This is a genomic window from Billgrantia montanilacus (assembly GCF_003336675.1).
GTDB classification, from domain to species: Bacteria; Pseudomonadota; Gammaproteobacteria; order Pseudomonadales; family Halomonadaceae; genus Halomonas; species Halomonas montanilacus.
The window spans coordinates 303377-327483 of record NZ_QPII01000001.1; the positions used below are offsets into that span (position 1 = coordinate 303377).

General features: G+C 63.3%; 22 protein-coding genes. 16 read left to right on the forward strand and 6 right to left on the reverse strand.

All coding sequences use genetic code 11. The features are described from left to right. The first annotated feature begins 97 nt into the window (after positions 1-97). From rpoS to lpxL, 4 genes are all read left to right on the forward strand, one after another. Positions 98-1087 (forward strand): RNA polymerase sigma factor RpoS, encoded by a 990-nt coding sequence (rpoS, locus tag DU505_RS01420; RefSeq protein WP_114477205.1) that lies wholly within the window; start codon positions 98-100, stop codon positions 1085-1087. Positions 1088-1231: 144 nt separating this feature from the next. Beyond that, positions 1232-2677: a TolC family outer membrane protein gene (locus DU505_RS01425; protein ID WP_114477206.1), complete on the forward strand. Its 1446-nt coding sequence runs from the start codon at positions 1232-1234 to the stop codon at positions 2675-2677. Positions 2678-2841: 164 nt separating this feature from the next. Further along, positions 2842-3975: an alanine racemase gene (alr, locus tag DU505_RS01430; protein WP_114477207.1), complete on the forward strand. Its 1134-nt coding sequence runs from the start codon at positions 2842-2844 to the stop codon at positions 3973-3975. A gap of 83 nt (positions 3976-4058) precedes the next feature. Then, positions 4059-4979 carry an LpxL/LpxP family Kdo(2)-lipid IV(A) lauroyl/palmitoleoyl acyltransferase gene (gene lpxL / locus DU505_RS01435; RefSeq protein WP_114477208.1) on the forward strand — a complete coding sequence of 307 codons (921 nt, stop codon included), beginning with the start codon at positions 4059-4061 and terminating at the stop codon, positions 4977-4979. Here lpxL and DU505_RS01440 read toward each other — a convergent pair. The 5 genes from DU505_RS01440 to DU505_RS01460 all read right to left on the reverse strand — a co-directional run bounded on the left by DU505_RS01440 (position 4967) and on the right by DU505_RS01460 (position 10692). After that, positions 4967-6310, reverse strand: coding sequence for a DUF2254 domain-containing protein (locus DU505_RS01440; RefSeq protein WP_114477209.1), 1344 nt, complete (start codon positions 6308-6310; stop codon positions 4967-4969). The genes lpxL and DU505_RS01440 overlap by 13 nt on opposite strands. A gap of 122 nt (positions 6311-6432) precedes the next feature. Further along, positions 6433-8094: an energy-dependent translational throttle protein EttA gene (gene ettA, locus DU505_RS01445; protein ID WP_114477210.1), complete on the reverse strand. Its 1662-nt coding sequence runs from the start codon at positions 8092-8094 to the stop codon at positions 6433-6435. Between the two features lie 335 nt (positions 8095-8429). Beyond that, positions 8430-8642, reverse strand: a complete 213-nt coding sequence (locus DU505_RS01450; RefSeq protein ID WP_114477211.1) for a PA3496 family putative envelope integrity protein — start codon at positions 8640-8642, stop codon at positions 8430-8432. Between the two features lie 192 nt (positions 8643-8834). After that, complete coding sequence (locus DU505_RS01455) at positions 8835-9269, reverse strand: PAS domain S-box protein (protein ID WP_114477212.1); 435 nt, start codon at positions 9267-9269, stop codon at positions 8835-8837. A gap of 109 nt (positions 9270-9378) precedes the next feature. Further along, on the reverse strand, positions 9379-10692 hold the full coding sequence (locus DU505_RS01460; protein ID WP_114477213.1) for an MFS transporter: 1314 nt from the start codon (positions 10690-10692) through the stop codon (positions 9379-9381). 56 nt (positions 10693-10748) lie between these two features. On the opposite strand from DU505_RS01460, the gene DU505_RS01465 reads away from it, so the two are divergent. After that, positions 10749-11018: an Rdx family protein gene (locus tag DU505_RS01465; RefSeq protein WP_114477214.1), complete on the forward strand. Its 270-nt coding sequence runs from the start codon at positions 10749-10751 to the stop codon at positions 11016-11018. Next, on the forward strand, positions 11015-11917 hold the full coding sequence (locus DU505_RS01470) for a DMT family transporter (RefSeq protein WP_245947734.1): 903 nt from the start codon (positions 11015-11017) through the stop codon (positions 11915-11917). Before DU505_RS01465 ends, DU505_RS01470 begins: the two co-directional genes overlap by 4 nt. A 24-nt stretch (positions 11918-11941) precedes the next feature. Here DU505_RS01470 and DU505_RS01475 read toward each other — a convergent pair whose 3' ends face one another. Further along, complete coding sequence (locus DU505_RS01475; protein WP_114477215.1) at positions 11942-12643, reverse strand: arylesterase; 702 nt, start codon at positions 12641-12643, stop codon at positions 11942-11944. Between DU505_RS01475 and DU505_RS01480 the strand changes: the two genes are divergently transcribed. The 10 genes from DU505_RS01480 to DU505_RS01525 all read left to right on the forward strand — a co-directional run bounded on the left by DU505_RS01480 (position 12642) and on the right by DU505_RS01525 (position 24107). Beyond that, positions 12642-13358, forward strand: a complete 717-nt coding sequence (locus tag DU505_RS01480) for an ABC transporter ATP-binding protein (RefSeq protein WP_114477216.1) — start codon at positions 12642-12644, stop codon at positions 13356-13358. The two genes, DU505_RS01475 and DU505_RS01480, sit on opposite strands and share 2 nt — an antisense overlap. Before the next feature lie 47 nt (positions 13359-13405). After that, entirely contained in the window at positions 13406-15928 is a 2523-nt protein-coding gene (locus tag DU505_RS01485) for an ABC transporter permease (protein ID WP_114477453.1), read from the forward strand. 132 nt (positions 15929-16060) lie between these two features. Then, a complete protein-coding gene (locus DU505_RS01490; protein ID WP_114477217.1) occupies positions 16061-17476 on the forward strand; it encodes a hypothetical protein in 1416 nt (471 codons plus the stop codon). 131 nt (positions 17477-17607) lie between these two features. Next, entirely contained in the window at positions 17608-18873 is a 1266-nt protein-coding gene (glyA, locus tag DU505_RS01495) for a serine hydroxymethyltransferase (RefSeq protein ID WP_114477218.1), read from the forward strand. A gap of 257 nt (positions 18874-19130) precedes the next feature. Then, positions 19131-20012 carry an HAD-IIB family hydrolase gene (locus DU505_RS01500; protein ID WP_245947735.1) on the forward strand — a complete coding sequence of 294 codons (882 nt, stop codon included), beginning with the start codon at positions 19131-19133 and terminating at the stop codon, positions 20010-20012. Positions 20013-20151: 139 nt separating this feature from the next. Further along, on the forward strand, positions 20152-21561 hold the full coding sequence (locus DU505_RS01505; protein ID WP_114477220.1) for an MBL fold metallo-hydrolase RNA specificity domain-containing protein: 1410 nt from the start codon (positions 20152-20154) through the stop codon (positions 21559-21561). A gap of 335 nt (positions 21562-21896) precedes the next feature. Then, positions 21897-22379, forward strand: coding sequence for a DsrE family protein (locus DU505_RS01510; protein WP_181872697.1), 483 nt, complete (start codon positions 21897-21899; stop codon positions 22377-22379). A gap of 27 nt (positions 22380-22406) precedes the next feature. Next, positions 22407-22598, forward strand: a complete 192-nt coding sequence (locus DU505_RS01515; protein ID WP_114477221.1) for a YgaP family membrane protein — start codon at positions 22407-22409, stop codon at positions 22596-22598. Positions 22599-22787: 189 nt separating this feature from the next. Then, positions 22788-23654 (forward strand): MBL fold metallo-hydrolase, encoded by an 867-nt coding sequence (locus tag DU505_RS01520; protein WP_114477222.1) that lies wholly within the window; start codon positions 22788-22790, stop codon positions 23652-23654. A 21-nt stretch (positions 23655-23675) separates the two neighbouring features. After that, entirely contained in the window at positions 23676-24107 is a 432-nt protein-coding gene (locus DU505_RS01525) for a protein tyrosine phosphatase family protein (protein WP_114477223.1), read from the forward strand.

Below are 24107 nucleotides of genomic sequence, written 5' to 3' on the forward strand. Positions count from 1 at the left end.
CGTCGCCGTGAATTACATAATAATAGAACGGTGCGTGCCGAAAGATGATGTCTGGTGTAAACCGGCACCTCAGGACGAAACAACGGGGTAGCAACCGATGAGCATGCTTGAACGGGACCTTCAGGACGTGAATCTAGAGGATGTCACCGAGGCCGAGCAGGAGCTCGAAGGCGGTGAAGCCAGTGAAGAGAGTGTTGCCAGGGATGAGGAGGCGTTCGAGAAGGCGCTGAGTCGAGAGGACAAACACTACCATCACAGCCTCGATGCCACTCAGATCTATCTCAATGAAATCGGCTTCTCGCCCCTGCTGACGCCGGAGGAGGAGGTCTATTTCGGCCGCCTTGCCCAGAAGGGCGACCCTGCCGGCCGATCGAGAATGATCGAATCCAACTTGCGCCTGGTGGTCAAGATCGCCCGGCGCTATCTCAATCGCGGTCTGACCCTGCTCGACCTGATCGAGGAGGGTAATCTCGGCCTGATTCGTGCCGTCGAGAAATTCGATCCCGAGCGCGGTTTCCGTTTTTCCACCTATGCCACCTGGTGGATTCGCCAGACCATCGAGCGGGCGCTGATGAACCAGACGCGCACCATTCGCTTGCCGATCCACGTGGTCAAGGAACTCAATATCTACCTGCGTGCGGCCCGCGAGCTGACCCAGAAGCTCGACCACGAGGCTACCGCCGAGGAGATCGCCGATCACCTCGACAAGCCGGTGGAGGCGGTCAAGAAGATGATGGGCCTCAATGAGCGCGTCTCGTCGGTGGACTACCCGATGGGGGGCGAGAGTGACAAGCCGCTGATCGAGACCCTCGCCGACGATAACGATCAGGGCCCCGAGTCGAGTCTGGTCGACGTCGATGTCAAGCAGCATGTCGACGACTGGCTGGCGGAACTGACCGAAAAGCAGACGGAGGTGGTGATCCGCCGTTTCGGCCTGCGCGGACACGAGGCCGCGACGCTGGAGGAAGTCGGTGATGAAATCGGGCTGACCCGTGAACGAGTCCGCCAGATACAGGTGGAGGCGCTCAAGAAACTGCGTCGGGTACTGGAGAAGCAGGGTCTGTCGATGGACTCCATCTTCGAATAGCGGCTACTCTCCTGGATGGGCCGCTGACTCGGCAAGACTGTCTGGCGGCCCCTCCGGTCAAGTGCGGTAAGTGGGTGCACTACAACGCATACCGTCGCGCCTTGGGGTTTCAAGGCGCGTTTTGTCGTCAAGGGAACAGTCAACATGTCTCGCCCAGCCTCATCACGTTGCTTACGCAAGCGCTGGATTGCCGCGTTTGTCTCTCTGATAATGGCCGGCAGTGCGCAAGGTGCCGACCTCTGGACCATTGCCCAGGACGCCCTACAGAACGATGCCGAACTGGCCTCCGCGCGTTCCGGTTTCCTGGCGACAGAGGCAGCCCGGGACGTGCAGCGCGGCACCTTGCTACCGCAGATTTCGGTTGGCGGTAATGTCAGTCATTCGCGTATCTATTCAAGCGGCCAGGAGCAGCCAGTACCTCAAGGCCAAATAGGGGCCACCCCGCAGGACGATACCATCAATAGCGTTGGGGTGAGCCTGGAGGCAGAGCAGGCGCTCTATGATCCAGCGCGGCAGGCCCAGCTCGCCCGGGCCGAGAGAGAGATCGACCGCGATGCCGTGTCACTGGATGTGGCCAGGCAGCAGCTGCTTTTCAACGTAGCCGATGCCTATTTCGAGATTCTGCGAGCCCACGACATTCTCAGCTCACGGCGGGCACAGGAAATTGCCATCAGTCGCCAGATGGAGCAGGCCCGCGAACGGTTCGAAGTCGGGCTTATCGCGATTACCGACGTGCATGAGGCCCAGGCCTCCTTCGATTTGGCGCGCGCTCAGCGCATCGCGGCGGAAAGCGCCATGCAGGTCAGCTTCGAGGCACTGGAGCGCCTGACCGGTCATCGCTATGACAGCATCGATGCCCTGGACGACGACATCCCCATCGTGCCGCCTGTACCGGGCGATCGCGAGGACTGGGTGACGCTCGCCATGGATAACAGTCCAATGGTGCTGATGGCTCAGGCCGGCATCGAGGTTGCCAGGAGTCAGGTGGACATTTCCCGGGCCGGCCAGCGGCCGGTGGTCTCGGCCTTCGCCACTTATGGCTGGTCCGAGAGCGATCGCACGGGGACGAACCACAATTCCGAAAGCCAGGTGGGGTTGCGTGCCAGTGTTCCGCTCTATACGGGAGGATCTACAGAGGCGCAGATCCGCCAGAGCGGGTTCCTGCTCGAGGCAACCCAATACGATTTCGAGGCGCAGCGGCGTGAGACCATCCAGCAGGTACGCTCGCTCTTTACCCGTGTCAACAATGATGTGGAGACCGTCGAGGCGCGACGCCAGGCGATCGTGTCCAACCAGAGCGCCCTGGAAGCGACACGTTCAGGATACGAGGTGGGCACGCGCAATATCGTCGACGTGCTCAATGCCGAGCAGAGCCTGTTCAATGCCATCGCCGACCATGCCGAAGCTCGCTATGACTATGTTCTGGGCCTGCTGCAGCTACAGTTGCAGGCGGGGCTGCTGGGGGCGGATTCCATTCAGGCCGTCAATGCCTGGCTCTCCGAGGAGGAGAGCGTCTCCCTTGAACTGCCGGACGAGGGAAGTGACAATCCGGTCATGAACATCGGCGAGCGTCCCCGGGCGCCTTCGTGACGACTGATCGGCATGAAGGAGGTCAGCATTAATACCGACTGACATTTTGTGGAATTATAGAATCATCCCTGGAGAACCACCGATAAATCGGTGGTTCTTTTCGTGATTATGACAACCATATAGAAGATAATTCGGCGTCATTGCTTTTCGTGTTGGAGGTTTTCATGGCAAGGCCCCTGGTCGCTGACATCGATCTTGACGCCCTGCGTCACAACTACTTGCTGGCTCGAGAGCTGGCGCCTCACAGCCAGGCGCTGGCGGTGATCAAGGCCGATGCCTACGGTCATGGCAGCGTGGCCTGTGCAGCGGCGCTGGAATCCCTGCCGGACGATGTCAGGCCTCCTGCCTTTGCGGTGGCCAGCATCGAGGAGGCCGAGGCGCTGCGCCAGGGGCACATCGAAGCCCCCATTGTTCTGCTCGAAGGTATCTTCGAGGCAGCCGAACTGGCCCGCGTCGAAGCGCTTGGCCTGTGGCTGGCGGTGCACAGCGAGTGGCAGGTCAATGCCTTGCTGGCGCACCGGCCGGCGAGGCCGATTCCGGTGTGGCTCAAGGTCGACTCCGGCATGCATCGCCTGGGGTTCACGCCCGAGGAGACCGTCGGTGTTTGGCAGCGGCTTGCTAAGAGCACCGAGTGCGTTACAGCGGTGCAGTTGATGAGCCACTTCGCCACCGCCGACGCCGTCGAGCCCGATTATTTTCGTCGGCAGCTCGCCTGCATGCGGCAGTTGGCCGAGCGTCTCGATGCGCCGCTCTGCCTGGCAAATTCTCCGGCGACCCTGGCCTGGCCCGAGTCGCATGGGGACTGGGTGCGCCCCGGGGTCATGCTCTACGGCAGCGACCCTCTGGAAGTTGCCAGCGATGCGACTCGACGCTTGAAGCCGGTCATGACGCTGCGCTCGAAGATCATCGCCATGCGCGACTTGAAGACCGGCGAGGCGGTCGGCTATGCCGGCCGCTGGCGAGCGCCGCGGCCGTCGCGTATCGCGGTAGTGGCCTGCGGCTATGGCGACGGCTACGACCGCCACGCCGTGGATGGTGCGCCTGTACTGGTAGGGGGGCAGCCAGCCACCATCGCCGGCAAGGTTTCCATGGACATGCTCACCGTGGATGTCACGGACATCCCCGAGGCCGGCATCGGCTCCGAGGTGGTGCTGTGGGGACGAGCAGCCAACGGTAAGGTTCTGTCGGTGGATGCCGTGGCGCGCCATTGCGACACCATCAGCTATACGCTGCTTACCGGTGTGCTTCCCAGGGTGCCGCGCCGCTATCTTGACCTCGGCGGCGAGAGACACCTTTGACCGCCTTGCGATGTCTCGCGGGCTCGGCTTCAGCGGCAGAAAAGGGTGCGGTATGATGCGCCTTTCGTCCGAGTGGAGCTTGCATGTCCAAGCGTAACTGGCCTTCCTCCTTTGCCCACCCGCGCTTCTGGCCCGCCTGGCTGGCCATTGGTTGCATGCGAATCGGAGCCTGGTTGCCCTGGCGGTTCAAGCTGGCGATTGGGCGCGGACTCGGTCTGCTGGCCTGGTGGGCGGTGCCGCGCCGCCGTCATATCGTCGATACCAATCTGCGCCTCTGCTTTCCAGAGCTCAGCGACACTCAGCGTGACAAGCTGGCGCTCGATACCTTCAAGGCCAACGGCATCGGTGTCCTCGAAACCGCGACGGGTTGGTGTCGGGACCCCAGGCATCTACGTCACCGGGTCACTTTCAAGGGCCGGGAGCATAGAGCCCGCCTTGAGGCCGAGGGTAGGGGCGCGTTGATCCTCGGCATACACTTCTCCACCCTTGATCTGGGTGCAGCACTGCACTCGCTGTTCTTTCGTGCCGATGCGGTCTACCGGCCTCATAACAACCCGCTCTTCGACCGTTTCATGGGCCAGGCACGCAAGGAATACTTCGATGCGACCCTGGATCGCCGTGATCTGAGAGGGGTCGTGCGACGAATCAAGGCGGGCCATGCCGTCTGGTACTCACCCGATCAAGACTTTGGATCAAAGGCCAGCGTCTTTGCTCCCTTCTTCGGTATCGATGCCGCCACGGTCAAGCTGACGGCCAAGATTGCCCGTATGACGGACGCACCGGTGATACCACTCATCTTCCATCGCAATCCTGACAATGCCACTTATACCCTGGAGTACCTGCCGCCCCTGGAGGACTTCCCCAGCGGAGACGAGGTGGCCGATGCCACCCGGGTTAACGCTGTGATCGAGGCAGCGATACGCCGTCATCCGGAGCAGTACCTCTGGCTGCACCGACGCTTCAAGACCCGGCCCGAAGGCGAGCCGACACTCTATCCGCGATAGCCGAGCTGGTCGGGCAGGTCGAGGCGATGTTCTCCGCCGTTCAGTCGCGCGCTGATGAAGTCGCGATCCAGCCGATGGTGGGCGGCATCGGCTAGCGCTCCGATGACCCGCTCAGCATAGGCCTGCAGCAACCTTCGCTCCGTGCCTTCGGCGTACAGGGAGAGACTCTTCAATGCCTTGAGAAGGCTCAGGCCGATGGTCACATCGTCCTTCCCGTAATGCAGGATCGGCGTGAATACCCGGTAGATTAGGCTCTCGAAGCTTTCCACCGGCCAGGTGACGCGTACCCGATTGTGCTGATCCACCATGGCGTTGCAGGGATCGAAATCCAGCCGACGTCGCAGCAGGTCGGTCAGCTGATTGATGCACAGGCGGGCTGTGCCTGGGTCGTTGGTGCCGGGCGACAGCGCCTTGACCGCCATCTCCATCAGCTGTGTCAGGCCGTGCACGTGGATGTCCTCGATCGATTCGCCCTCGCCATACAGCAGAAGCGCCAGTAACTCGTCAGCACAGGCGCGATCGGGTTCGTCAGGCGCATCGACGTACAGCAGCGGGAAGTCAGCCAGGGTGAAGTCCCCCGGGGAGAAGTTCAGATGTATCACCCCATCGATGCTGGCGGCGATCTCGGCGATCTCGGCGAAGTTGGCGTTCTGGATGAATCCGGTCTGGCGGGAGCGAATCTCGAAACGGTGACACGACGCAGGTGCCGCCGCAGGTGTCGTGTCGGCCACCTGCATGTAGCGAGGCGATTGCTGATGATGCTTCAGGCTGGCCAGCGAACGGCTCGTGGCCAGATGCAGGCCGGCGACCACCGAGTTGACCTGAACCGTCTGGGAGGCCTTATGTATGAAGTAGACGAACAGGGCGAGGCAGTGGATGACCATGGCCACTCCCAGATAGGCGGCAAGCGAGCGCCATGTGCCGGGAGAGTCGCCGTTTTCCGGCACCATCAGAAGCATCAGGATGAACAGGATGGTACCCAGATAGTTGCCCAGCACCCATTGATGGTGGCGCTCGGTCACCAGGCCGAAGACCAGCTTGTGGGAAAACTGGCCACCGGCCTGGGAGAGCACCGACATCACCATCGAGAAGCTGAACACCACCAGCGATATCATGCCGGCAATCAGCGTCGAGAGCAGCGTGCGCAACGTGTCTTTGTCGTTGAAGCGCACGAAGTCGAGCCAGCCGGGCATGGAAATGAATCCTTCGTGCGGCACTACCGCAAGCAATCCCACCAGGAAATAGCCCAGCGCCAGCAGGCTGGGCAGGTAGGCGATACTCTGACGAAACGCCTTCGTGACCTGTAGCGGGTAGTGGAGCAGAGCGATCATTGAAACATCCTTGCAAGGCGACACGCGCGAGGGTGGACAATGGACAGCGCCAACCGGCAAGCAAAAGCCCCGCCTGTAAAGACAACAGGCGGGGCTAATGCATCAGCATGGCCAGCGGGCCATCAGGCGTCAATGCGCTTGTATTTCATGCGGTGGGGCGTGTCGTTGCCGACCCGTTTGCGATGATCCAGCTCGTAGTCGGTGTAGTTGCCCTCGAAGAAGACCACCTGGGAATCGCCCTCGAAGGCGAGCACGTGGGTGGCGATTCGATCGAGGAACCAGCGATCGTGGGAGATCACCAGGGCGCAGCCGGGGAAAGCAAGCAGGGCTTCCTCCAGGGCGCGCAGGGTCTCGATGTCCAGATCGTTGGAGGGCTCGTCGAGCAGCAGCACGTTGGCACCCTGCTTGAGGGTCTGGGCCAGTTGCAGTCGGCCACGCTCGCCACCGGAGAGATCCTTGAGGAACTTCTGTTGATCGTTTCCCTTGAAATTGAAGCGACCGACATAGGCGCGCGAGGAGACCTCGTAACCGTTGATGTTGAGCATGTCCTGGCCATCGGCAACCGCTTCCCATACCGTCTGCTTGTCGTCCAGCGCATCGCGCAGCTGTTCGACATAGGCGATGTCGACGGTATCGCCGACGACGACTTCGCCGCCATCGGGCTGCTCCTTGCCGTCGATCAGCTTGAACAGCGTCGACTTGCCGGCGCCGTTGCCACCGACGATGCCGACGATGGCACCCTGGGGCACGGTAAAGCTGAGATCCTCGTAGAGGAGCTTGTCGTCGAAGCGCTTCGAGACACCATGGAACTCGATGACCTTGTCGCCCAGGCGCGGCCCCGGCGGAATATAGATCTCGTTGGTCTCGTTACGCTTCTGGAAATCGCCTGACTGCATCTCCTCGAAGCGATTGAGACGCGCCTTGCTCTTGGCCTGACGGCCCTTGGCGTTGCTGCGCACCCACTCCAGCTCGTGCTTGATCGCCTTCTGGCGAGAGGCTTCCTGCTTGGCTTCCTGCTCTAGACGCTTCTCCTTCGATTCCAGCCACTGGGAGTAGTTACCCTCGAAGGGTATGCCCTGGCCGCGGTCGAGTTCGAGAATCCAACCGGCCACGTTGTCGAGGAAGTAGCGGTCGTGGGTGATGGCCACCACGGTGCCTGAATAGTCGTGCAGGAAGCGCTCGAGCCAGGCCACGGATTCCGCATCCAGGTGGTTGGTGGGCTCGTCGAGCAGCAGCATGTCGGGATTGGAGAGCAGTAGGCGGCACAGCGCCACGCGGCGGCGCTCGCCCCCGGAGAGGTTGCCCACCCTGGCGTCCCAGGGCGGGAGCCGGAGCGCCTCGGCGGCGACTTCCAGCTTGCGCTCCAGGTTGTGGGCATCTGCGGCCTCGATGATGTTCTCGAGCCGCGCCTGCTCGCTGGCCAGGGCATCGAAATCTGCATCCGGTTCGGCGTAGGCGGCGTAAACGGCATCGAGCTTGGCCTGTGCATCCTGGATCTCGCCCAAGGCTTCCTCCACGGTCTCGCGAACGTTCTTTTCGTCGTCGAGCTGCGGTTCCTGGGGCAGGTAGCCGATGTTGATGCCGGGCATGGGGCGCGCTTCCCCCTCGTGCTCCTTGTCGACGCCGGCCATGATGCGCAAGAGGGTCGACTTGCCGGACCCATTCAGGCCCAGCACACCGATCTTGGCGCCTGGGAAGAAGGAGAGCGAGATATCCTTGAGAATCTGTTTCTTGGGGGGTACGACCTTGCCCACCCGATTCATGGTGTAGACGTATTGCGCCATGGAATTCCACTGGGTTGAGGGTTTCAGTGGCCACGATGATAGTGGCCGGGCAGGGTAAAGGCCAGCATTGCGCCGGCCTTTGGGAAACACTGCATAAATGTCTGCGCGTGCGAATCACTGCGTTGCGCGGTGCTGGTGCGCCAGCCCGGTCGAAATCCTCACCTATACCCCATAGGCTCCGGTTGACTCGCAGCCTTCGGCTTCTCGCCCCTTCAGGGCCAGCCTACGGCTGTTTGTCGCTTCGCTCGGTTCTGCGCTCCGTGCGCCTTGTGTTTCATCCCGCTCGCCGATTTATGCAGCGCTTCCTTTTCCCCTGGGTGGCGGTCAGTCGCGGACTATTCGTCCTCTTCTTCGTCGAGCAGCATCCAGTCGTCCTCGATGGCGCGCTTCAGCCGTCGCTCCTCCAGCAGCGCCTCGACGCGGCGACGGGCACGCAGGGTCTCGTGTCGGCTGGCGGCCCTGGGGCGGGTGTAGTCGTCATCGTTGACGGCTTCGAGGAACTCCTGCTCATCCTCATGAGAATCGTTGATCAGGGGGTCTTGGCTCATGTGACATCCTCCATGGCCCGATGACGACCGACTCGACGGTCGACTCATCACAAGCATTCGCTTCGCGTCCGAAGCGACGGACCAGAAGCGCCATGGGTGCCGAGATGTCGGCACCTGACGGCTGTATATATCCCTCAGGCCTCGAGAGCAAGTCCTGTTCGACGATTTTTTGACCTGGCGAGGGATGCTGCCTCAGGAGAGGCCGTATTCAGCCTTCAGTCGCTCAAGCTCGAGCTGGGTCTCGACACGCTCGGTGACATCCTTCTGCACGCCGATGTAGTAGGTGAGCTTGTCCTCTTCATCATACAGCGGCGTGATCGACAGCTCATTCCAGAACAGGGTGCCATCCTTGCGATAGTTGCGCAGGACCTCACGGCAGGGGCGTCCCTCCTTGAGGGCCTTGCGAATGTTGACGAGGGCAGGCTGGTCTCTATCCTCGTTCTGAAGGAAGCGACAGTCGCGATAGAGGATCTCGTCGGCGCTGTAGCCCGTGAGCCGTTCGAAGCCCTTGTTGACGTAGATCAGGATATTCTCGTCGCCCTCCTGCTCGGCGACGACGATACCGTCCACAGAGGCATCGACAATGCGCTCGAGCAGTTCGGGGCTGATCAGTGGGGATCGTTTCATACAAGGCGTTCCTGTCTCGGGTCCTGGCTATCGGCTAGCCGATAACGGCTCGTTTCGATGATATATCATGGCCAGCCGGCGCCGCGTTGACAATCTTTACCCGCGGTTATCACTCGACGTCGGGCAGCCTGCTGGCGCTGAGTGCCGCTGCCAGGGCCATTGTGGCAAGAAGCACCAGCAGCCAGGTGGTACCCAGCCATTGGGCGAGGGCGCCCACCAGGCCGCCAGCCACAAGCATCATCGCGCCCGTGATGGTGTTCGAAAGAGCCACATAGAGCGCACGCCGGTCTGCCCCGGCCATGTCGACGATATAGGTCTTGCGCCCCAGTCGAACCCCGGCATGCACGATCACCAGCAGCGCATAGACCACGGCATAGGGCCATACCGTGCTCGTCCAGGCGCCGGGCAGCCAGTCGAAGCTGGCACCCAGCAGGCAGCAGCCCGCCGCTCCCAGGCCGGTATCTCGCATCACCGTGCGGCTGGATGCATCGGATCGCTTGCCCCAGACGGGGCTTGCCACCAGACCGGCGACGCCGGATACCACGATCAGGATGCCCAGCCCGCCAAGCTCGGCGCCGCTCTGCTGCTGGCCCAGTAGTGCCACATAGGGCAGTGCCAGGGCACTGGCGAGCAGCAGCGCCCGGGAGAGGTTGAAGTGCAGGAAGTTCCGGTCATCGCGCAGCAAGCGTAGCCCCAACTTGATGCTGTCCCAGGCGTTCTCGCCTCCCTCCACGGCACCCGGCGTTTCGCGAATACGTGCCGCGCACAGCGCATTCAACCCCCAGCCGAGCGCCGCCACGCCGAGCAGGGCGGCCAGCGCCAGCTCGCCGGGGCGATCCTCGAACAGGATCAACACCGCACCCGCCGCCAGGGTGGCGGCACCGGCCACGCTACCGCTCCAGCCCAACAGGGTGCCGCGGCGGCCCTTGGCGATGGTCTTGCCCAGCACGTCCTTGGTGGCGATCGACGACAGCCCCCTGGCCAGTGACAGGGCCACCAGCACGACCAGTACCAGGGCGCCGCCAATGGCACCGCTGCTGAACAGGGCAAGCAGTGCCAGTGCCGCGGCGGCCAGGGCCTGCAGTGCTCCGCCGACCGCCCAGGCCCACTTGCGCTCCGGCTTGAGCCGAATGAAGCCCGCCACGAACAGCTGCGGTAGCAGGGCGCCTGATTCGCGGATCGGGACCAGCAGCCCTACCATCCACACCGGGGCCCCGATCACACCGAGCAGCCAGGGCAGTACCAGGCGGGCGCTGGAGAGCTCGTCGGCCAGCTTGTTCCCCAGCGATGCGAACAGGTGCAGCAAGAAGTTGCGGGGCTGTTCGTCACATGCCGCGTCGGGAATGTCACGACACATCCTGCTGTCCTCGTCACCGGTCAACCACTCGTAGAGGCGGGACTGACTGATCTCGCGTTCAGCCATGCAGGCTCCTTGGCTGTTATCATCGGAGCCATCATTGTTGCGACAGGGAGGCCGACATGTCACGTATCCGCATTCACTACTGCACCCAGTGTCAGTGGTTGCTGCGCAGTGCCTGGCTGGCCCAGGAGCTGCTTTCCACCTTTGGTGAAGACCTTGAGGAGGTGGCGCTGGTGCCGTCCCATGGCGGTTATTTCGAGATATTCTTCGACGACGACTCGCTGTGGGAGCGCAAGCGAGACGGCGGTTTCCCCGACAGCAAGCAGCTCAAACAGCGGGTCCGGGACCGGCTCGAACCGGGGCGCGATCTCGGGCATATCGACCGGTGAGGGCGGCTGAACCGAACCGCGATCGCCAGGCGATACTGTTTGGCCTTGGCGCCGTGGCGTTATGGTCCACGGTGGCCACGGCGTTCAAGATTGCGCTTGCCTACATGTCGCCACTGGAGCTGATCTGGCTCGCCTCGCTGGTCTCCTGGGCGCTGATCGGCATTCTGATGGTGCGCCAGGGCCGCCTGGACCAAGCGCTATCGCAGGGGTGGCGAACGGCCGTCTGGGCCGGATTGATGAACCCGGTGGCCTACTACCTCCTGCTGTTTGGCGCCTACGACCGGCTGCCGGGACAGGAGGCGATGGCGCTCAACTATACCTGGGCGCTGGCCATGGCCTTCCTGGCGGTACCGATTCTCGGCCAGCGCTTGACCCGGATCGACATCCTTGCCGGACTGATCGCCTACGCCGGGGTCTGGGTCATCGCGACACGGGGGGCGGTCTTCGACGTCGCCTTCGCCGACCCACTCGGCGTGGGCATGGCGCTGGCGTCGACGCTGCTCTGGGCGCTGTACTGGTTGCTAAATGCCCGCGATCATCGACCGCCTCTGGTGGCCCAATGGCAGAACTTCACCGTCGCGCTGCCCGTGCTTACCCTGCTGATGTTGCTCGGGCCCGGTTTCTCCTGGCTGGGTTGGAAGGGGCTGGCAGCGGGGGTCTATGTGGGGCTGTTCGAGATGGGGATCGCCTTCGTGCTGTGGCAGCTGGCGGTACATCGAGTGTCGCGTACCGCCAGGGTGTCCAACCTGATCTTCCTTTCGCCCCCGGTATCGCTGCTGCTGCTGTTCCTGGTAGTCGGCGAGCCGATCCTGCCCTCCACCCTGGTGGGGCTGGTGCTGATTCTTGGCGGGCTGGGACTTCAGCAGTGGCAGAAAAGCCCGGTGCCGGCGACGTCATGAGAGATCTGCTCGCACAGGGCCAGGTCAACCGCCGGCCAAGGAGCCGGCTACGCCGTTGCGCTCCAGCAGCGGTACGAGCTCGGGCCAGACGTTGTCGAGGATGATCGGCTGGGCGATGCCGGTGGGGTGAATGCCATCGGACTGCATCATCCCCTCCTCCAGGGCCACCCCGTCGAGCAGGAAGGGGAGCAGGGCCAGCTCGTAGGTTTCGGCGAGCCGGAAGAACACGCCGGTAAAGGCATCACGGTAGGCCTGGCCGTAGTTGGGGGGGATATCGATGCCGAGCAGCAGCACCTCGGCACCGACCTGGCGGCTTGCCTCGATCATGGCGCCGAGGTTGGCCTCCAACTGGTTCGGCGGCAGGCCACGCAGGCCGTCGTTGCCGCCCAACCCGAGCAGAACGATGTCGGGTTCATGCTGTCCGAGTAGGTCGGGAAGTCGGCTCGCGCCGCCACTGCTCGTCTCACCGCTGATGCTGGCATTGACCACTTCCGCCTTTCCGTCGAGACGCGCTTCCAGCAGACTGACCCAACCTTCATCCTGCTCGATGCCGTATGCGGCGCTGAGGCTGTCGCCCATGACCAGCAGCGTCGGGGAATCGTCGGCTAGTGCCGCCGGTGACATAGCGAGTGCCAACAAGGCCAGCACACAGGCGCCACGGCCGTGGCGCCACCGCCGGCCCAGATGATCGGAAATAGACAGCAGCACAGGGATACCTCTAGACATGTCAGACTCCTCGAGAACCAGCTCATCCACGATTCTACACGCCCGTGGACTGGGCAAGCAGGTAACCAGTGGCGAACGACCGCTGACCATTTTGAGTGCCCTTGACCTCGAAGTGTTCCCGGGGGAGACGCTGGCGATCCTCGGGGCCAGCGGCGCTGGCAAGTCGACCCTGCTTGGGCTGCTGGCAGGGCTCGACCAGCCGACCAGCGGCGAACTCACCTTGTTTGGCGAGTCGCTGGCGAGCCTCGACGAGGATGGCCGTGCGGGCCTGCGCGCCGGCAAGGTGGGTTTCGTGTTCCAGAACTTCCAGCTGTTGCCGACCCTCACGGCGCTGGAGAACGTGCTGCTGCCGCTGGAGTTGGCGCCGCTTCCCGACAGCGAACAGCGCGGTCGCGACTGGCTGGCCCGGGTCGGCCTCGGCGAGCGCCTGGGCCATCTGCCCAAGCAGCTCTCCGGCGGCGAGCAGCAGCGCGTTGCACTGGCGAGGGCCTTCGTCACCGAGCCGCAATTGGTCTTTGCCGACGAACCAACCGGCAACCTCGATCACGCCACGGGTGGACGCATCATCGACCTGCTGTTCGCCCTGAACCGTGAGGCGGGCACCACTCTGGTGCTGGTGACCCACGATTACGCCCTGGCGCGGCGCTGCGACCGCTGCCTGCAACTGGAAGAGGGGCGACTAACGCCACTGGTGCTGGACGAGGTAGGGGCATGAGCGACGCGGTCGGCACTGCACCAGCCCAGCCCGAGGCGCGCCGCGGGATGGGTGCCCTGGCCCTGTCGCTACGCGGCATGCGTCGCGACCTGCGTGCCGCCGACGTGCGGGCACTGTTCGTGGCGCTGGCCCTGGCGGTGGCCGCCTCGACCATGATCGGCTTCTTTCTCGACCGACTGGAGCGCGGGCTGGAGCGCCAGGCTGGACAGCTGCTGGGTGGCGACCTGGTGCTCGAGCAGGCGCGGCCTTTCGAGGATGCCCTGCGACAGACGCTGCAAGAGGCCGGGCTGACCCTTAGCGAGCAGGTTGGCATGGTGTCCATGGCCAGCCACGAAGAGGCCTTCCAGCCAGCCAGTCTCAAGGTCATCGACGATAACTATCCCCTTTACGGCGAGGTCCATGTCGACCGTGGGGCGGGTGTCGAGCGGCTGGGTCGGGGTCCTGCGCCGGGCGAAGCCTGGCTGGCGCCGCGCCTGGCGCAGCTGCTGGAGGTCGAGCTGGGTGATCGCGTGCAGGTGGGACAGACCCACCTTGAGGTCACCGCCCTGGTCGAGCGCGAACCGGACCAGTCCGGCGGATTCGCCAATTTCAATCCGCGATTGATGATGCATCAGGCCGATGTCGAGGCGAGCGGCCTGGTGCAGCCCGGCTCTCGTATCGAGTTCTCGCTGCTCGCCCAGGGGGCGCCGGGTGCGGTCGATGCGGTGCTGCCTCGGTTGCGGGAGCTGACTGCCGATGGCGTCGAGGTGCGTGACGTTCGACGCGATCGACCGCAGCTGGGCAATGCGCTGTCGCGGGCCGAACAGTACCTGAGCCTGGCCGGGCTCGCCGCGGTGCTGCTGGCTGGGGTGGCGGTGGCCATGGCCACGCGGCGCTACGTGGAGCGCCATCTGGATACCGCGGCACTGCTGCGCTGCTTCGGTGCCACCCAGCGTCAGTTGACCCAGCTATTTGCCCTGCAGCTGCTGTGGCTCGCCCTGGCCGCCTCCGTGGTGGGGGCCCTGTTGGGCCTGGTCGGTCAGGCCGGGCTGCTGTGGCTGCTCACCGCTTTCCTGCCCATGGAACTGCCGCCCCCGGGCCCGCTGCCGCTGCTGCTGGGGGTGCTGACGGCACTGGCGGTACTGGTCGGCTTCGCCGGACCGACGCTGCTGCGCCTCAAGCGCGTCAGCGCGCTCAAGGTGTTGCGTCGCGAGCTCGATCCGCTACCCGCCTCGGCGTGGCTGGTAGTGGGGGTGGCCAGCCTGGTGTTCGGCGGCTTGCTGTGGCTCTACTCCGGCGACCCGCAGCTGGCCTTTGGCCTGCTGGTGGGTGGCCTGGTGATGCTGGTGTTGCTGTGGGGGCTGGGCTGGCTTCTGCTGTCCCTGGTGCTGCGCCTGGTGGCACGGATGCCGTCTGCCGGTGGTGGCAAGCGTCAGGCGCTGCGCCTGGGAGCGCGCCAGCTGGCGCGGCGCCGCAGCGCCAGCCTCGGGCAGCTGCTGGCCTTCTCGGTGACCTTTGCCGCCATGGCGATGATCGCCCTGGTGCGCGGCGACCTGCTGAGCACCTGGCAGGACCAGCTGCCCGCGGATACCCCGAACTACTTCGCCATCAATATCCAGCCCGGTGAGCGCGACGCCTTCATCGATACCCTGGACGATGCCGTGGACGAGCGCACCACACTTTATCCGATGGTGCGCGGCCGCATCACGGCGATCAACGACCAGGCACCGCGCGATGCGGTGCCGGCCGATGCCCGGGGCGACGGTTCGCTGCGCCGTGAGCTCAACCTCACCTGGCGCGAGACGCTGCCGGTGGGCAATCGCCTGGTTGCCGGTCAGTGGTTCGATCGGTCACCCACGCTTGCCGAAGGCCGGGTACCGATCTCGGTGGAAGATGGCCTCGCTGAACGCCTTGGCCTCTCCCTCGGCGATACCCTGACCTTCACCATCGGCAGCGACGAGATCGTCGGCGAGCTCACCAGCCTGCGCAATCTCGACTGGGACAGCTTCCGCCCCAACTTCTTCGTGATCTTTCCCCCTGAAGTGCTGGAGCGCTACGGCCATAGCTATATCACCGCCTTCCATCTCGACCGCGAGCGTGACGACATCAGCCGCGCCCTGGTGAGCGAGTTCCCTGGTGTCTCGCTGCTCAATGTCGAGGCGATCCTCGGCCAGGTGCGCGAGCTGTTGACCCAGGTGACCCGGGCGGTGGAGTTCGTGCTCGGCTTCGTGCTGTTGGCCGGTATCAGCGTGCTCTATGCGGCCCTTACCGCCAGCCGTCCGACCCGTGCCCACGAGAGTGGCTTACTGCGCGTATTCGGTGCCGGTGACCGCCTGATCTCGCGAGTGCAGGGGGCCGAGTTCGCGATCCTCGGCTTCGCCAGCGGGCTGATGGGGGCGCTGCTTGCCGAGCTGGCCGCGGCGGGAATCTATCTTGCCTGGTTCGACCTGGCGCCGCGGATCCACTGGGGGCTGTGGCTGTCCTTGCCGCTGGGCGGTGCGCTGGTGATCGGCGTGATCGGCCATGCGCTGTCGCGCAGCGTGCGCCGGCAGACACCGATGGAGAGCCTGGGCCTGCTCGGAGAAGCGTGAATGAAGGCGTTGGCGGGGCATTGACAGTTCCCGGCGGCAAGGGAGGCCAATGGGCGTTTTTCTGGTTACACTATGTAAAGGCGCTGGCTGTACGGCACGCTGTTTTTTTCTTTCACATAGGAGGTGACGTCGATGAATGCACCATGTCCGGGGGCATCGCGCCTTGGTTCAGCCCTGGTTTTCGCCACGCTGACGGGGGCGTCCGGCGCGGCATTTGCCGACGCAGAACGGCTCGAGACCGAGCTTCGCTCCCTGTTCGGGGGCTACGGCAGCGTCGAGATCGGCGAGGTCTCCAGTGCCATGATTCGCTCCCGCGTGACGGCCAAGGACTTCGTCTTCGAGTCCGAGGAGGGCGAGCGGCTGCTCATCGACAGTTATGAGGTCAGCGGCAACTACGACAGCCCTGACGAGGTCACCCTGAAAGGGGTTCGCATCGAGGATGGGCTGACCGAGCTGATGCTGATGAGTGCGGAGCGTATCGTGCTCGGCAAGCCTTCACGCGCGGTCTTTCCCCTGGACGACAGCCTGGCGGCAGACGAGGTGCAGATCGGCAGCCTTGCGATCGATGGCATCGTGATTGACATGGCCTCCGAGATTGCCGAGGACTTTTTCCATGGCACGCCGTTCAACCGTAGCCAGGGCCGCATGACCATCGAACAGATTCGCGGCCAGTCGCTGGCCCATGACGGCATCGGCATGTTGGAAATCAGCGGCGTGGCAGGCTCGGGGGAAGACCTCGACGAGTTCGGCTCCGGCTCCTTCACGCTGGCTTCCCTGCGCTTCGAGGGGCTGACCGGGCTGGATGTCGACGGTGAGGAGCAGCTGGACTCACTGATCCTGCGTGACTTTGCCGTCGAGTCCGATCAACTGGTCGGCAGCCTGTCTCTGCTGGATGTCGACGGCGATTTCTCCGATGGCGAGGGTGGGGTGCGCCTCGAGGATTTCTATATGGACCTGGCGCGAATGATCGAAATGGCCCCGGAAGACGAGCGGACCGAGCTGCGCATGGCCAGCAACGTCCTGACGGACGGTACCGGTGAGCTGCGCCTCGATGCCACCTTCCTGGGGAGCTGGAAGGAGGGGAGCGAGCACAGTGTATTGATCAGTGACAGCCGTATCGAGCTGCATGATGCGCTACGCCTGATGCTCGACATCAACCTGCCCGTTGTGTTGCCGAATGGGGTGGAGCCTGCCGATGTCTTTGCCGATAGCGATTGGCTGGAGGCCGCAACATTGCTGGGAGGCGATTTCAGGCTGTCCATCTCCAATGAGGGGATATTCGGCCGCTTGGCCACCCTGGGGGCGGCCATGGAGGGGGTGACCGAGTCGCAATACATAGAGCAGGCACGCACCCAGGCCCAGGGCTTCGGCATGATGTTCGGCCCCCAGGTGCAGTCGATCCTGATGGGGCTGGTGGAGCTGCTGGATGGTTCAGCCGAGGAGCTCGAGATCAATGTCACCTTGCCTCCCGAAAGCAATATGGCTACCTACACGACGGACCCACTGGGCCTGCCGGATAAGCTTTCCATGAAGGTGGAAACACGCTGATGCTGCAGCAGAGCTATAGCCTGCATGAGAAATGGTGGTGCTGCCCATGACGGCCTTTCAAGTGAAAGCCGCCATGGGCTGGGGTATCATTGCGCATCCTGATTCTCCCCGTGATGCGAGGTTCCCCGCCGATGTTCAGCCGTGACATGCAGATTGCCGGTTTCGATGATGTCCTGTTCGATGCGATGCAGAAAGAGGTCGGTCGCCAGGAGGCACACATCGAGCTGATCGCCTCCGAGAACTATGCCAGCCCCCGCGTTCTCGAAGCCCAGGGCAGCCAGCTCACCAACAAGTACGCGGAAGGCTACCCCGGCAAGCGCTATTACGGTGGCTGCGAGTACGTGGATATCGTCGAGCAGCTGGCCATCGACTATGCCAAGCAGCTGTTCGATGCCAGCTACGCCAACGTTCAGCCTCACTCCGGGTCCCAGGCCAACAGCGCCGTGTTCCAGGCGCTGGTCAAGCCGGGCGACACGGTGCTGGGCATGAGCCTCGACGCCGGCGGCCACCTGACCCATGGCGCCAAGCCCAACTTCTCCGGCAAGCATTACAACGCCGTGCAGTATGGCATCGACGACAGCGGTCGCATTGATTACGAGGAAGTCGCGAAGCTCGCCAGGGAACATCAGCCGAAGATGATCATCGCCGGCTTCTCCGCCTACTCCCAGATTATCGACTGGGCGAAGTTCCGCGAGATCGCCGACGAAGTAGGTGCCTACCTTCTGGTCGACATGGCCCATGTGGCCGGCCTGGTGGCCGCTGGCGTCTACCCGACACCGCTGCCCCACGCCCACGTGGTCACCACCACCACCCACAAGACCCTGCGCGGCCCCCGCGGCGGCCTGATCCTCTCCAGCGAGGGCGACGCCGAGATCGAGAAAAAGCTGCAGTCCGCGGTCTTCCCCGGCGGCCAGGGCGGCCCGCTGGAGCACGTCATCGCCGCCAAGGCGATCTGCTTCAAGGAAGCCATGGAGCCGGAATTCAAGGCCTACCAGCAGCAGGTGGTCAAGAATGCCCAGGTAATGGCGGGTGTGTTCATCGAACGCGGCTACGACATCGTTTCCGGCGGTACAGAAGACCACCTCTTCCTGCTCTCGTTGATCAAGCAGGGCCTGACCGGCAAGGACGCGGACGCCGCCCTGGGGCGCGCCCACATCACCGTCAACAAGAACGCCGTGCCCGGCGATCCCCAGAGCCCCTTCGTCACTTCCGGCCTGCGCATCGGCACACCGGCGGTCACCACCCGCGGCTTCGGTGAAGCCGAGTGCAGTGAATTGGCCGGCTGGATCTGCGACATCCTCGATGCCATGGCAAAGGGTGACGATACCGCCGCTCTGGAAGCCGAGGTAAAGGGCAAGGTCGAGGGCGTCTGCGCTCGCTTCCCCGTTTATCGCTGAGTACAGCTCTCGGCGGTAGCTAGCTTCAGTCTGGTACCTGAATCGAAAAGCCCCATTCTGGTCGCACCAGAGCGGGGCTTTTGTGCACTATTTCTGTGCATACGATACCGCTTTGGTGGCAATTCGACATTGCCAGCACGCCTGCCATCAGGCAGGGACGGGCCGCGCTGGACGCCAAGCTGGATTGGCACGGCTCATGCAGAGGGTTTCCATGCACAGGGTTTTCCAATCCCGATCGCGCTGGAGCCACCATGACGATGAAGCCGCTTCTTCTGGACCCCGCCCTGCAGCCGCGCCTGGTCTTCACCGACCTCGACGGCTCCTTGCTCGACCATGACAGCTATCAGTGGCAGCAGGCCAAGCCCTGGTTGAAACGGCTCAAGACCCTGGGGGTCCCGGTCATACCGGTTACCTGTCGCACCCGCGGAGAGCTGCTGCCACTGCGAGAGCGGCTGGGTCTCGGCGATACCCCCTTCATTGCCGAGAATGGCAGTGTGGTCGGCTTGCCCCCGGCCTGGCGGCATGCCCATCTGGAGCGTGATGCCAGCGAATCGGAGGGTGTCGCCATGCGCAACCTGGGGCTGGATATCGCCTTCATTCGCAAGCGTCTCAGCGTGTGGCGGGAACGGCTTGGCGTCGCATTCAGGACCATGGGCGAGATGACCCTCGAGGAGGTCATGGCGCTGACCGGGCAGGAGGCGGACGAGGCCCGGTTGGCTCGTGTGCGCCAGGGTAGCGAACCCCTGGTATGGCAGAGTGATGCCTCGTCGCTGGCCTCCTTTCGCGAGGCGCTGCAGGGCGATGGCCTGAACCTGGTCCAGGGGCGACGCTTCTGGCACGTTACCGGCGGCCTCGACAAGGGTGGGGCCGTGACCTGGCTGGTGGATCGCTTCAAGTCACTGCGGGGGTGTGAGCCGCTGACCCTGGGGCTAGGCGATGGCCCCAACGACCAGTCGTTGCTGGAAGCGGTGGATCAGGCGGTAGTGATTCGAGGCGGCGGGGTATCGACCTTGGCCCCGCGTCAGTCGACGCTCTATCGCAGCCAGGCGGCAGGAACCCAGGGCTGGGTCGAAGGTATCGCCTACTGGTGGGGAGGGCAGGACCTCCGCATGATGCCCAAGGGAGCAGTGAGCTCCTGAGGGGCCCTGAATCTCTGGGGCAGTCTCCGATCCAACCGCTCGATTCTGCCTGCGCTTGTCCGGCGTGAACCACGCCAGGGGCGCTGCCTTCCGGTATGCTGAGGGCAGAAGTCCCTAGACGAGCAAGGATCGAGATGCCATGTCGACATTGACCTTTCAGGGAGCGGTCGGGGAAGTGACCGGCTCTCGCTATCTTCTCGAAGTGGATGGTGACCCGCGTTCCCATAAGCTGTTGTTGGAGTGTGGCCTTCACCAGGGCGGGCCAGATGCCGATGAGGCCAATGCCAGGCCCTTCGGGAAGCTGGCACGGGAACTCGAAGGAGTGGTGATCTCCCACGGCCACCTGGACCATGCGGGCCTGCTGCCCAAGCTGGTACGCGAAGGCTACAGTGGTCCGATTCACTGCACCCGAGGCACCCGTGACCTGTTGGAGATCATGCTGCAGGACGCCGCCTTCGTCATGGCCAAGGATGTGGAGTGGGAGAACAAGTGGCGCAAGCGGCAAGACAAACCATTGGTCGAACCGCTCTATGACCTGGATGACGTGGAACGCACCTTGTCGCTCTGCGAGTCCCACCCTTATGGACAGCCGGTCAACCTGCCCGGCGGCGCCATCCTGGTGTTCCGTGATGCCGGCCATATCCTCGGCTCGGCGATCGTCGAGCTGACCGTCCCCTCCGGCGGCCAGCAGAAGCGGCTGGTATTCTCCGGCGACCTGGGCAACCCCAGCTCGGTGCTGATGCGCGACTCCGACAAGGTCTATGAGGCCGATGTGGTGTTGATGGAGAGCACCTACGGCGATCGCGACCACCGACCTCTTGACGAAACCCTGGAGGAGTTCGCCCAGGTGCTGGAGAAGGCTCATGAGGCGGGAGGTAATGTGTTGATTCCCGCCTTTGCGGTGGGGCGTACCCAGGAGATCCTCTACCATCTCAGCGTGCTCTACCATGAGGGGCGACTGCGCCAGCAGATGGTCTTCCTCGACAGCCCCATGGCGATCAAGGTCACCGAGCTCTACCACCGGGCACGCAAGAGCCTCGACGCTGAGGACCTCAAGGTGCTTAACATCGCCGCCAGCGGTGACACCAGCCAGTATCTGCCTATCCTGCGTATGACCCGCACGGTGGAGGAGTCCATGGCGATCAACCGCATTCATGGCGGAGCGATCATCATCGCCGGTGCCGGCATGTGTACCGGCGGGCGCATCATCCACCACTTCCGCTATAACCTGGAGAAGACCAACACCCGCCTGGTGATCGTTGGCTTCCAGGCCGCCGGTACTCTGGGTCGCCAGATCGTCGACGGGGCCGAGCGGGTACGCGTACTGGGCCAGGACCTGGCGGTCAAGGCGAAGGTACATACCATCGGCGGATTCTCGGCCCACGCCGGCCAGACCGACATGATCGGCTGGGCCGGCGCCTTTCGAAACAACCCTCGCTTCTATTTGGTCCACGGCGAGCCTGGGACGCAGGAGGCCTTCAAGACCGCCCTGGCCGAGAACGGCATTCAGGCGAAAGTGCCGGTCTACGGCGATCGGATCGAGCTCTAGAGCAACACGACGCTTTTCTTCCCGGGCCGCTTTCAAGCGGCCTTTTTTTCATGCCTCTCTGATGCTTCGCGATCGGCTTTCTCTTGCTTGGTGGAATAGAGACGCGTTGCGCTGGGATCTTGCGTGCCTGGCAAGCTTTATGCTGAAAAATAGTTGACTGATGTCAAGATGCGACTCGATGCCGCATGGCAGTTCTAGGGTTTTAGGCTAATCTTGTCTTACTAAGATATTGTTATTAAATTATTCCATATAGTTATTAACCCTGTTGAAAAAATGGTCCTCAGAACAGCTTTCTGGACCCATCCAACGAAATAAATCACATCAGAGGTGAGCAGATGAGCATCAAGACAACTCTTACCCTGGCCGCCGTTGCTACCGGCCTGGGTCTATCGGGTGCGGCGCTTGCCGCCAGCCACGGCGACGATCACGGCCATGAAGAGCGCGCCGAGCGTGCCCTGGTGATCCTCACCAGCGATTCCCTGCAGACCCAGGGCATGGCGATGATCCTCGCCAACGCCATGCAGCAGCAGGGAACTACGCTTCAGATTCTGCTCTGCGACGCCGCTGGCGACCTGGGGTTGGAGGGCTATAGCAGCGAGGGCATCAACACGCCGCCGGGCCATCCCATGGAGCAGGTCACACCGGAAGCTATCATGCAGATGATGATGCGCGAGGGTGCCAGCGTGGATGTCTGCGCCATCTACCTGCCCAACAGTGACCATGGCGAAGACGACTTGCGCGAAGGCGTCGGCGTCGCCGCTCCCGGCCCCATGGCCGAGATGATGCGTGATCCGACCATTCCGGTTTTCAGTTTCTGAAGTCCTTTACGTCACGAGGTGACAGCCATGAAGCGTAACGTGGGAAGCATCGACAAGCTTGCGCGCATCGTCATCGGTGCGCTGCTGATTGGCCTGGCGCTCACCGGGATCATCGGTGCCTGGGGTTGGATCGGCGTGCTACCGCTGGCCACCGGGCTGTTCAACTTCTGTCCGGCCTACCGGCTCTTGGGCATCAATACCTGCAGGCTGAGGAAGTAAGGCCAGGATTTCAGAGTCATAGGCCCATCGCCACGGCGATGGGCCTCGTTCGTTGTGATGGTGTGGCTATCGTTATTGGTAACGGAGTCTCAAGCTGTAAATAACAAACAAGTATATAGTTATAACTGTGATTGCGATATAATGTATCGCAACCTGGAAGGCATCGACACTCATTGGAGGTAATAGCCCATGTCCACGCCGATCGTGACCCACTTCTTCGACGAGCCCACCAACACCTTCAGCTACGTGGTGAGGGATCCCGACAGCAAGTCCTGCGCGATCCTCGACTCGGTGCTCGATTTCGATTACGCCGCGGGGCGCACCGATGTTCGCTCCGCCGACGAGATCATTGCCTTTGTGCGCGAAAATGATCTGCGGGTGGAGTGGATCCTCGAGACCCACGTCCACGCCGACCACCTCTCTGCCGCGCCTCACCTGCACGAGACGCTGGGCGGCAAGACCGGCATCGGCGCCAACATCACCGTGGTACAGGATGTCTTCGGCAAGGCGTTCAACGCCGGCACCAAGTTCGCCCGCGACGGTAGCCAATTCGACCGTCTGTTCGAGGAGGGCGACACCTTTGCCATCGGCAGCCTGGAAGGGCGTGTGCTGCACACACCGGGCCATACACCGGCTTGTCTGACCTATGTGATCGGCGATGCCGCCTTCGTTGGTGACACCCTGTTCATGCCCGACTATGGCACCGCCCGGTGTGACTTCCCCGGCGGTGATGCGCGCACCCTCTATCGCTCCATCCAGAAAGTACTGGCCCTGCCGGGCGAGACCCGCCTTTTCCTGTGCCACGACTACAAGGGGCCGGACCGCGAGGAGTACCAGCACGAGACCAGCGTCGCGGAGCAGCGCGCCCGCAACGTGCATGTGCACGAGGGGATCAGCGAGGAGGAATTCGTGAAGATGCGAACCGAGCGCGACGCCACCCTCGACATGCCACGGCTGATCCTGCCCTCGGTCCAGGTCAACATGCGCGCGGGCCATATGCCGCCGCCCGAGGACAACGGCCAGGTCTACCTCAAGGTACCGATCAACAAATTCTGAGTGGTCCAGGAGACGAAGCGCATGCATATTCAAGAGCTGGAGACCGGTTTTTCCATCGCCGATGCCGTGACCCCGGCCGACCTCGACGAGGTCGCCCGTCGCGGCTTTCGCTCGGTGATCTGCAACCGCCGACCGGGAGAGGCCGACGACCATCCGGATGACCGGGCGCTGAGCAAGAGGGCCGCCGAGCTGGGGCTCGAGTGGCGCTGTATTCCGGTCACCCCGGGTGAGTATGGCGAAGCCGACATCGAAGCCTTCGGCGAGGCGCTGGAGAGCTTGCCTTTGCCAATCCTGGCCTTCTGCAAGACCGGCAAGCGTGCCATTCATCTCTGGGCTCATGCCCGCAGCCAGGGGGAGAGCTGCGATATTCCCGCGCTGCTGTCGGCGGCGAGCGCCGCGGGTCATGATCTGGAGGAGCGACGTTCGCTGCTGGAAGCTGCCAGGAAACGCTGA

Coding starts and splice junctions, on each gene's coding strand:
- DU505_RS01500 (WP_245947735.1), top strand. CDS start 19,131: ATGAAGCCGCTTCTTCTGGACCCCGCCCTGCAGCCGCGCCTGGTCTTC.
- DU505_RS01425 (WP_114477206.1), top strand. CDS start 1,232: ATGTCTCGCCCAGCCTCATCACGTTGCTTACGCAAGCGCTGGATTGCC.
- DU505_RS01480 (WP_114477216.1), top strand. CDS start 12,642: ATGTCAGACTCCTCGAGAACCAGCTCATCCACGATTCTACACGCCCGT.
- DU505_RS01450 (WP_114477211.1), bottom strand. CDS start 8,642: ATGAGCCAAGACCCCCTGATCAACGATTCTCATGAGGATGAGCAGGAG.
- DU505_RS01455 (WP_114477212.1), bottom strand. CDS start 9,269: ATGAAACGATCCCCACTGATCAGCCCCGAACTGCTCGAGCGCATTGTC.
- alr (WP_114477207.1), top strand. CDS start 2,842: ATGGCAAGGCCCCTGGTCGCTGACATCGATCTTGACGCCCTGCGTCAC.
- DU505_RS01520 (WP_114477222.1), top strand. CDS start 22,788: ATGTCCACGCCGATCGTGACCCACTTCTTCGACGAGCCCACCAACACC.
- DU505_RS01490 (WP_114477217.1), top strand. CDS start 16,061: ATGAATGCACCATGTCCGGGGGCATCGCGCCTTGGTTCAGCCCTGGTT.
- DU505_RS01485 (WP_114477453.1), top strand. CDS start 13,406: ATGGGTGCCCTGGCCCTGTCGCTACGCGGCATGCGTCGCGACCTGCGT.
- rpoS (WP_114477205.1), top strand. CDS start 98: ATGAGCATGCTTGAACGGGACCTTCAGGACGTGAATCTAGAGGATGTC.
- DU505_RS01475 (WP_114477215.1), bottom strand. CDS start 12,643: ATGTCTAGAGGTATCCCTGTGCTGCTGTCTATTTCCGATCATCTGGGC.
- DU505_RS01515 (WP_114477221.1), top strand. CDS start 22,407: ATGAAGCGTAACGTGGGAAGCATCGACAAGCTTGCGCGCATCGTCATC.
- DU505_RS01465 (WP_114477214.1), top strand. CDS start 10,749: ATGTCACGTATCCGCATTCACTACTGCACCCAGTGTCAGTGGTTGCTG.
- lpxL (WP_114477208.1), top strand. CDS start 4,059: ATGTCCAAGCGTAACTGGCCTTCCTCCTTTGCCCACCCGCGCTTCTGG.
- glyA (WP_114477218.1), top strand. CDS start 17,608: ATGTTCAGCCGTGACATGCAGATTGCCGGTTTCGATGATGTCCTGTTC.
- DU505_RS01505 (WP_114477220.1), top strand. CDS start 20,152: ATGTCGACATTGACCTTTCAGGGAGCGGTCGGGGAAGTGACCGGCTCT.
- DU505_RS01510 (WP_181872697.1), top strand. CDS start 21,897: ATGAGCATCAAGACAACTCTTACCCTGGCCGCCGTTGCTACCGGCCTG.
- DU505_RS01460 (WP_114477213.1), bottom strand. CDS start 10,692: ATGGCTGAACGCGAGATCAGTCAGTCCCGCCTCTACGAGTGGTTGACC.
- DU505_RS01525 (WP_114477223.1), top strand. CDS start 23,676: ATGCATATTCAAGAGCTGGAGACCGGTTTTTCCATCGCCGATGCCGTG.
- DU505_RS01440 (WP_114477209.1), bottom strand. CDS start 6,310: ATGATCGCTCTGCTCCACTACCCGCTACAGGTCACGAAGGCGTTTCGT.
- ettA (WP_114477210.1), bottom strand. CDS start 8,094: ATGGCGCAATACGTCTACACCATGAATCGGGTGGGCAAGGTCGTACCC.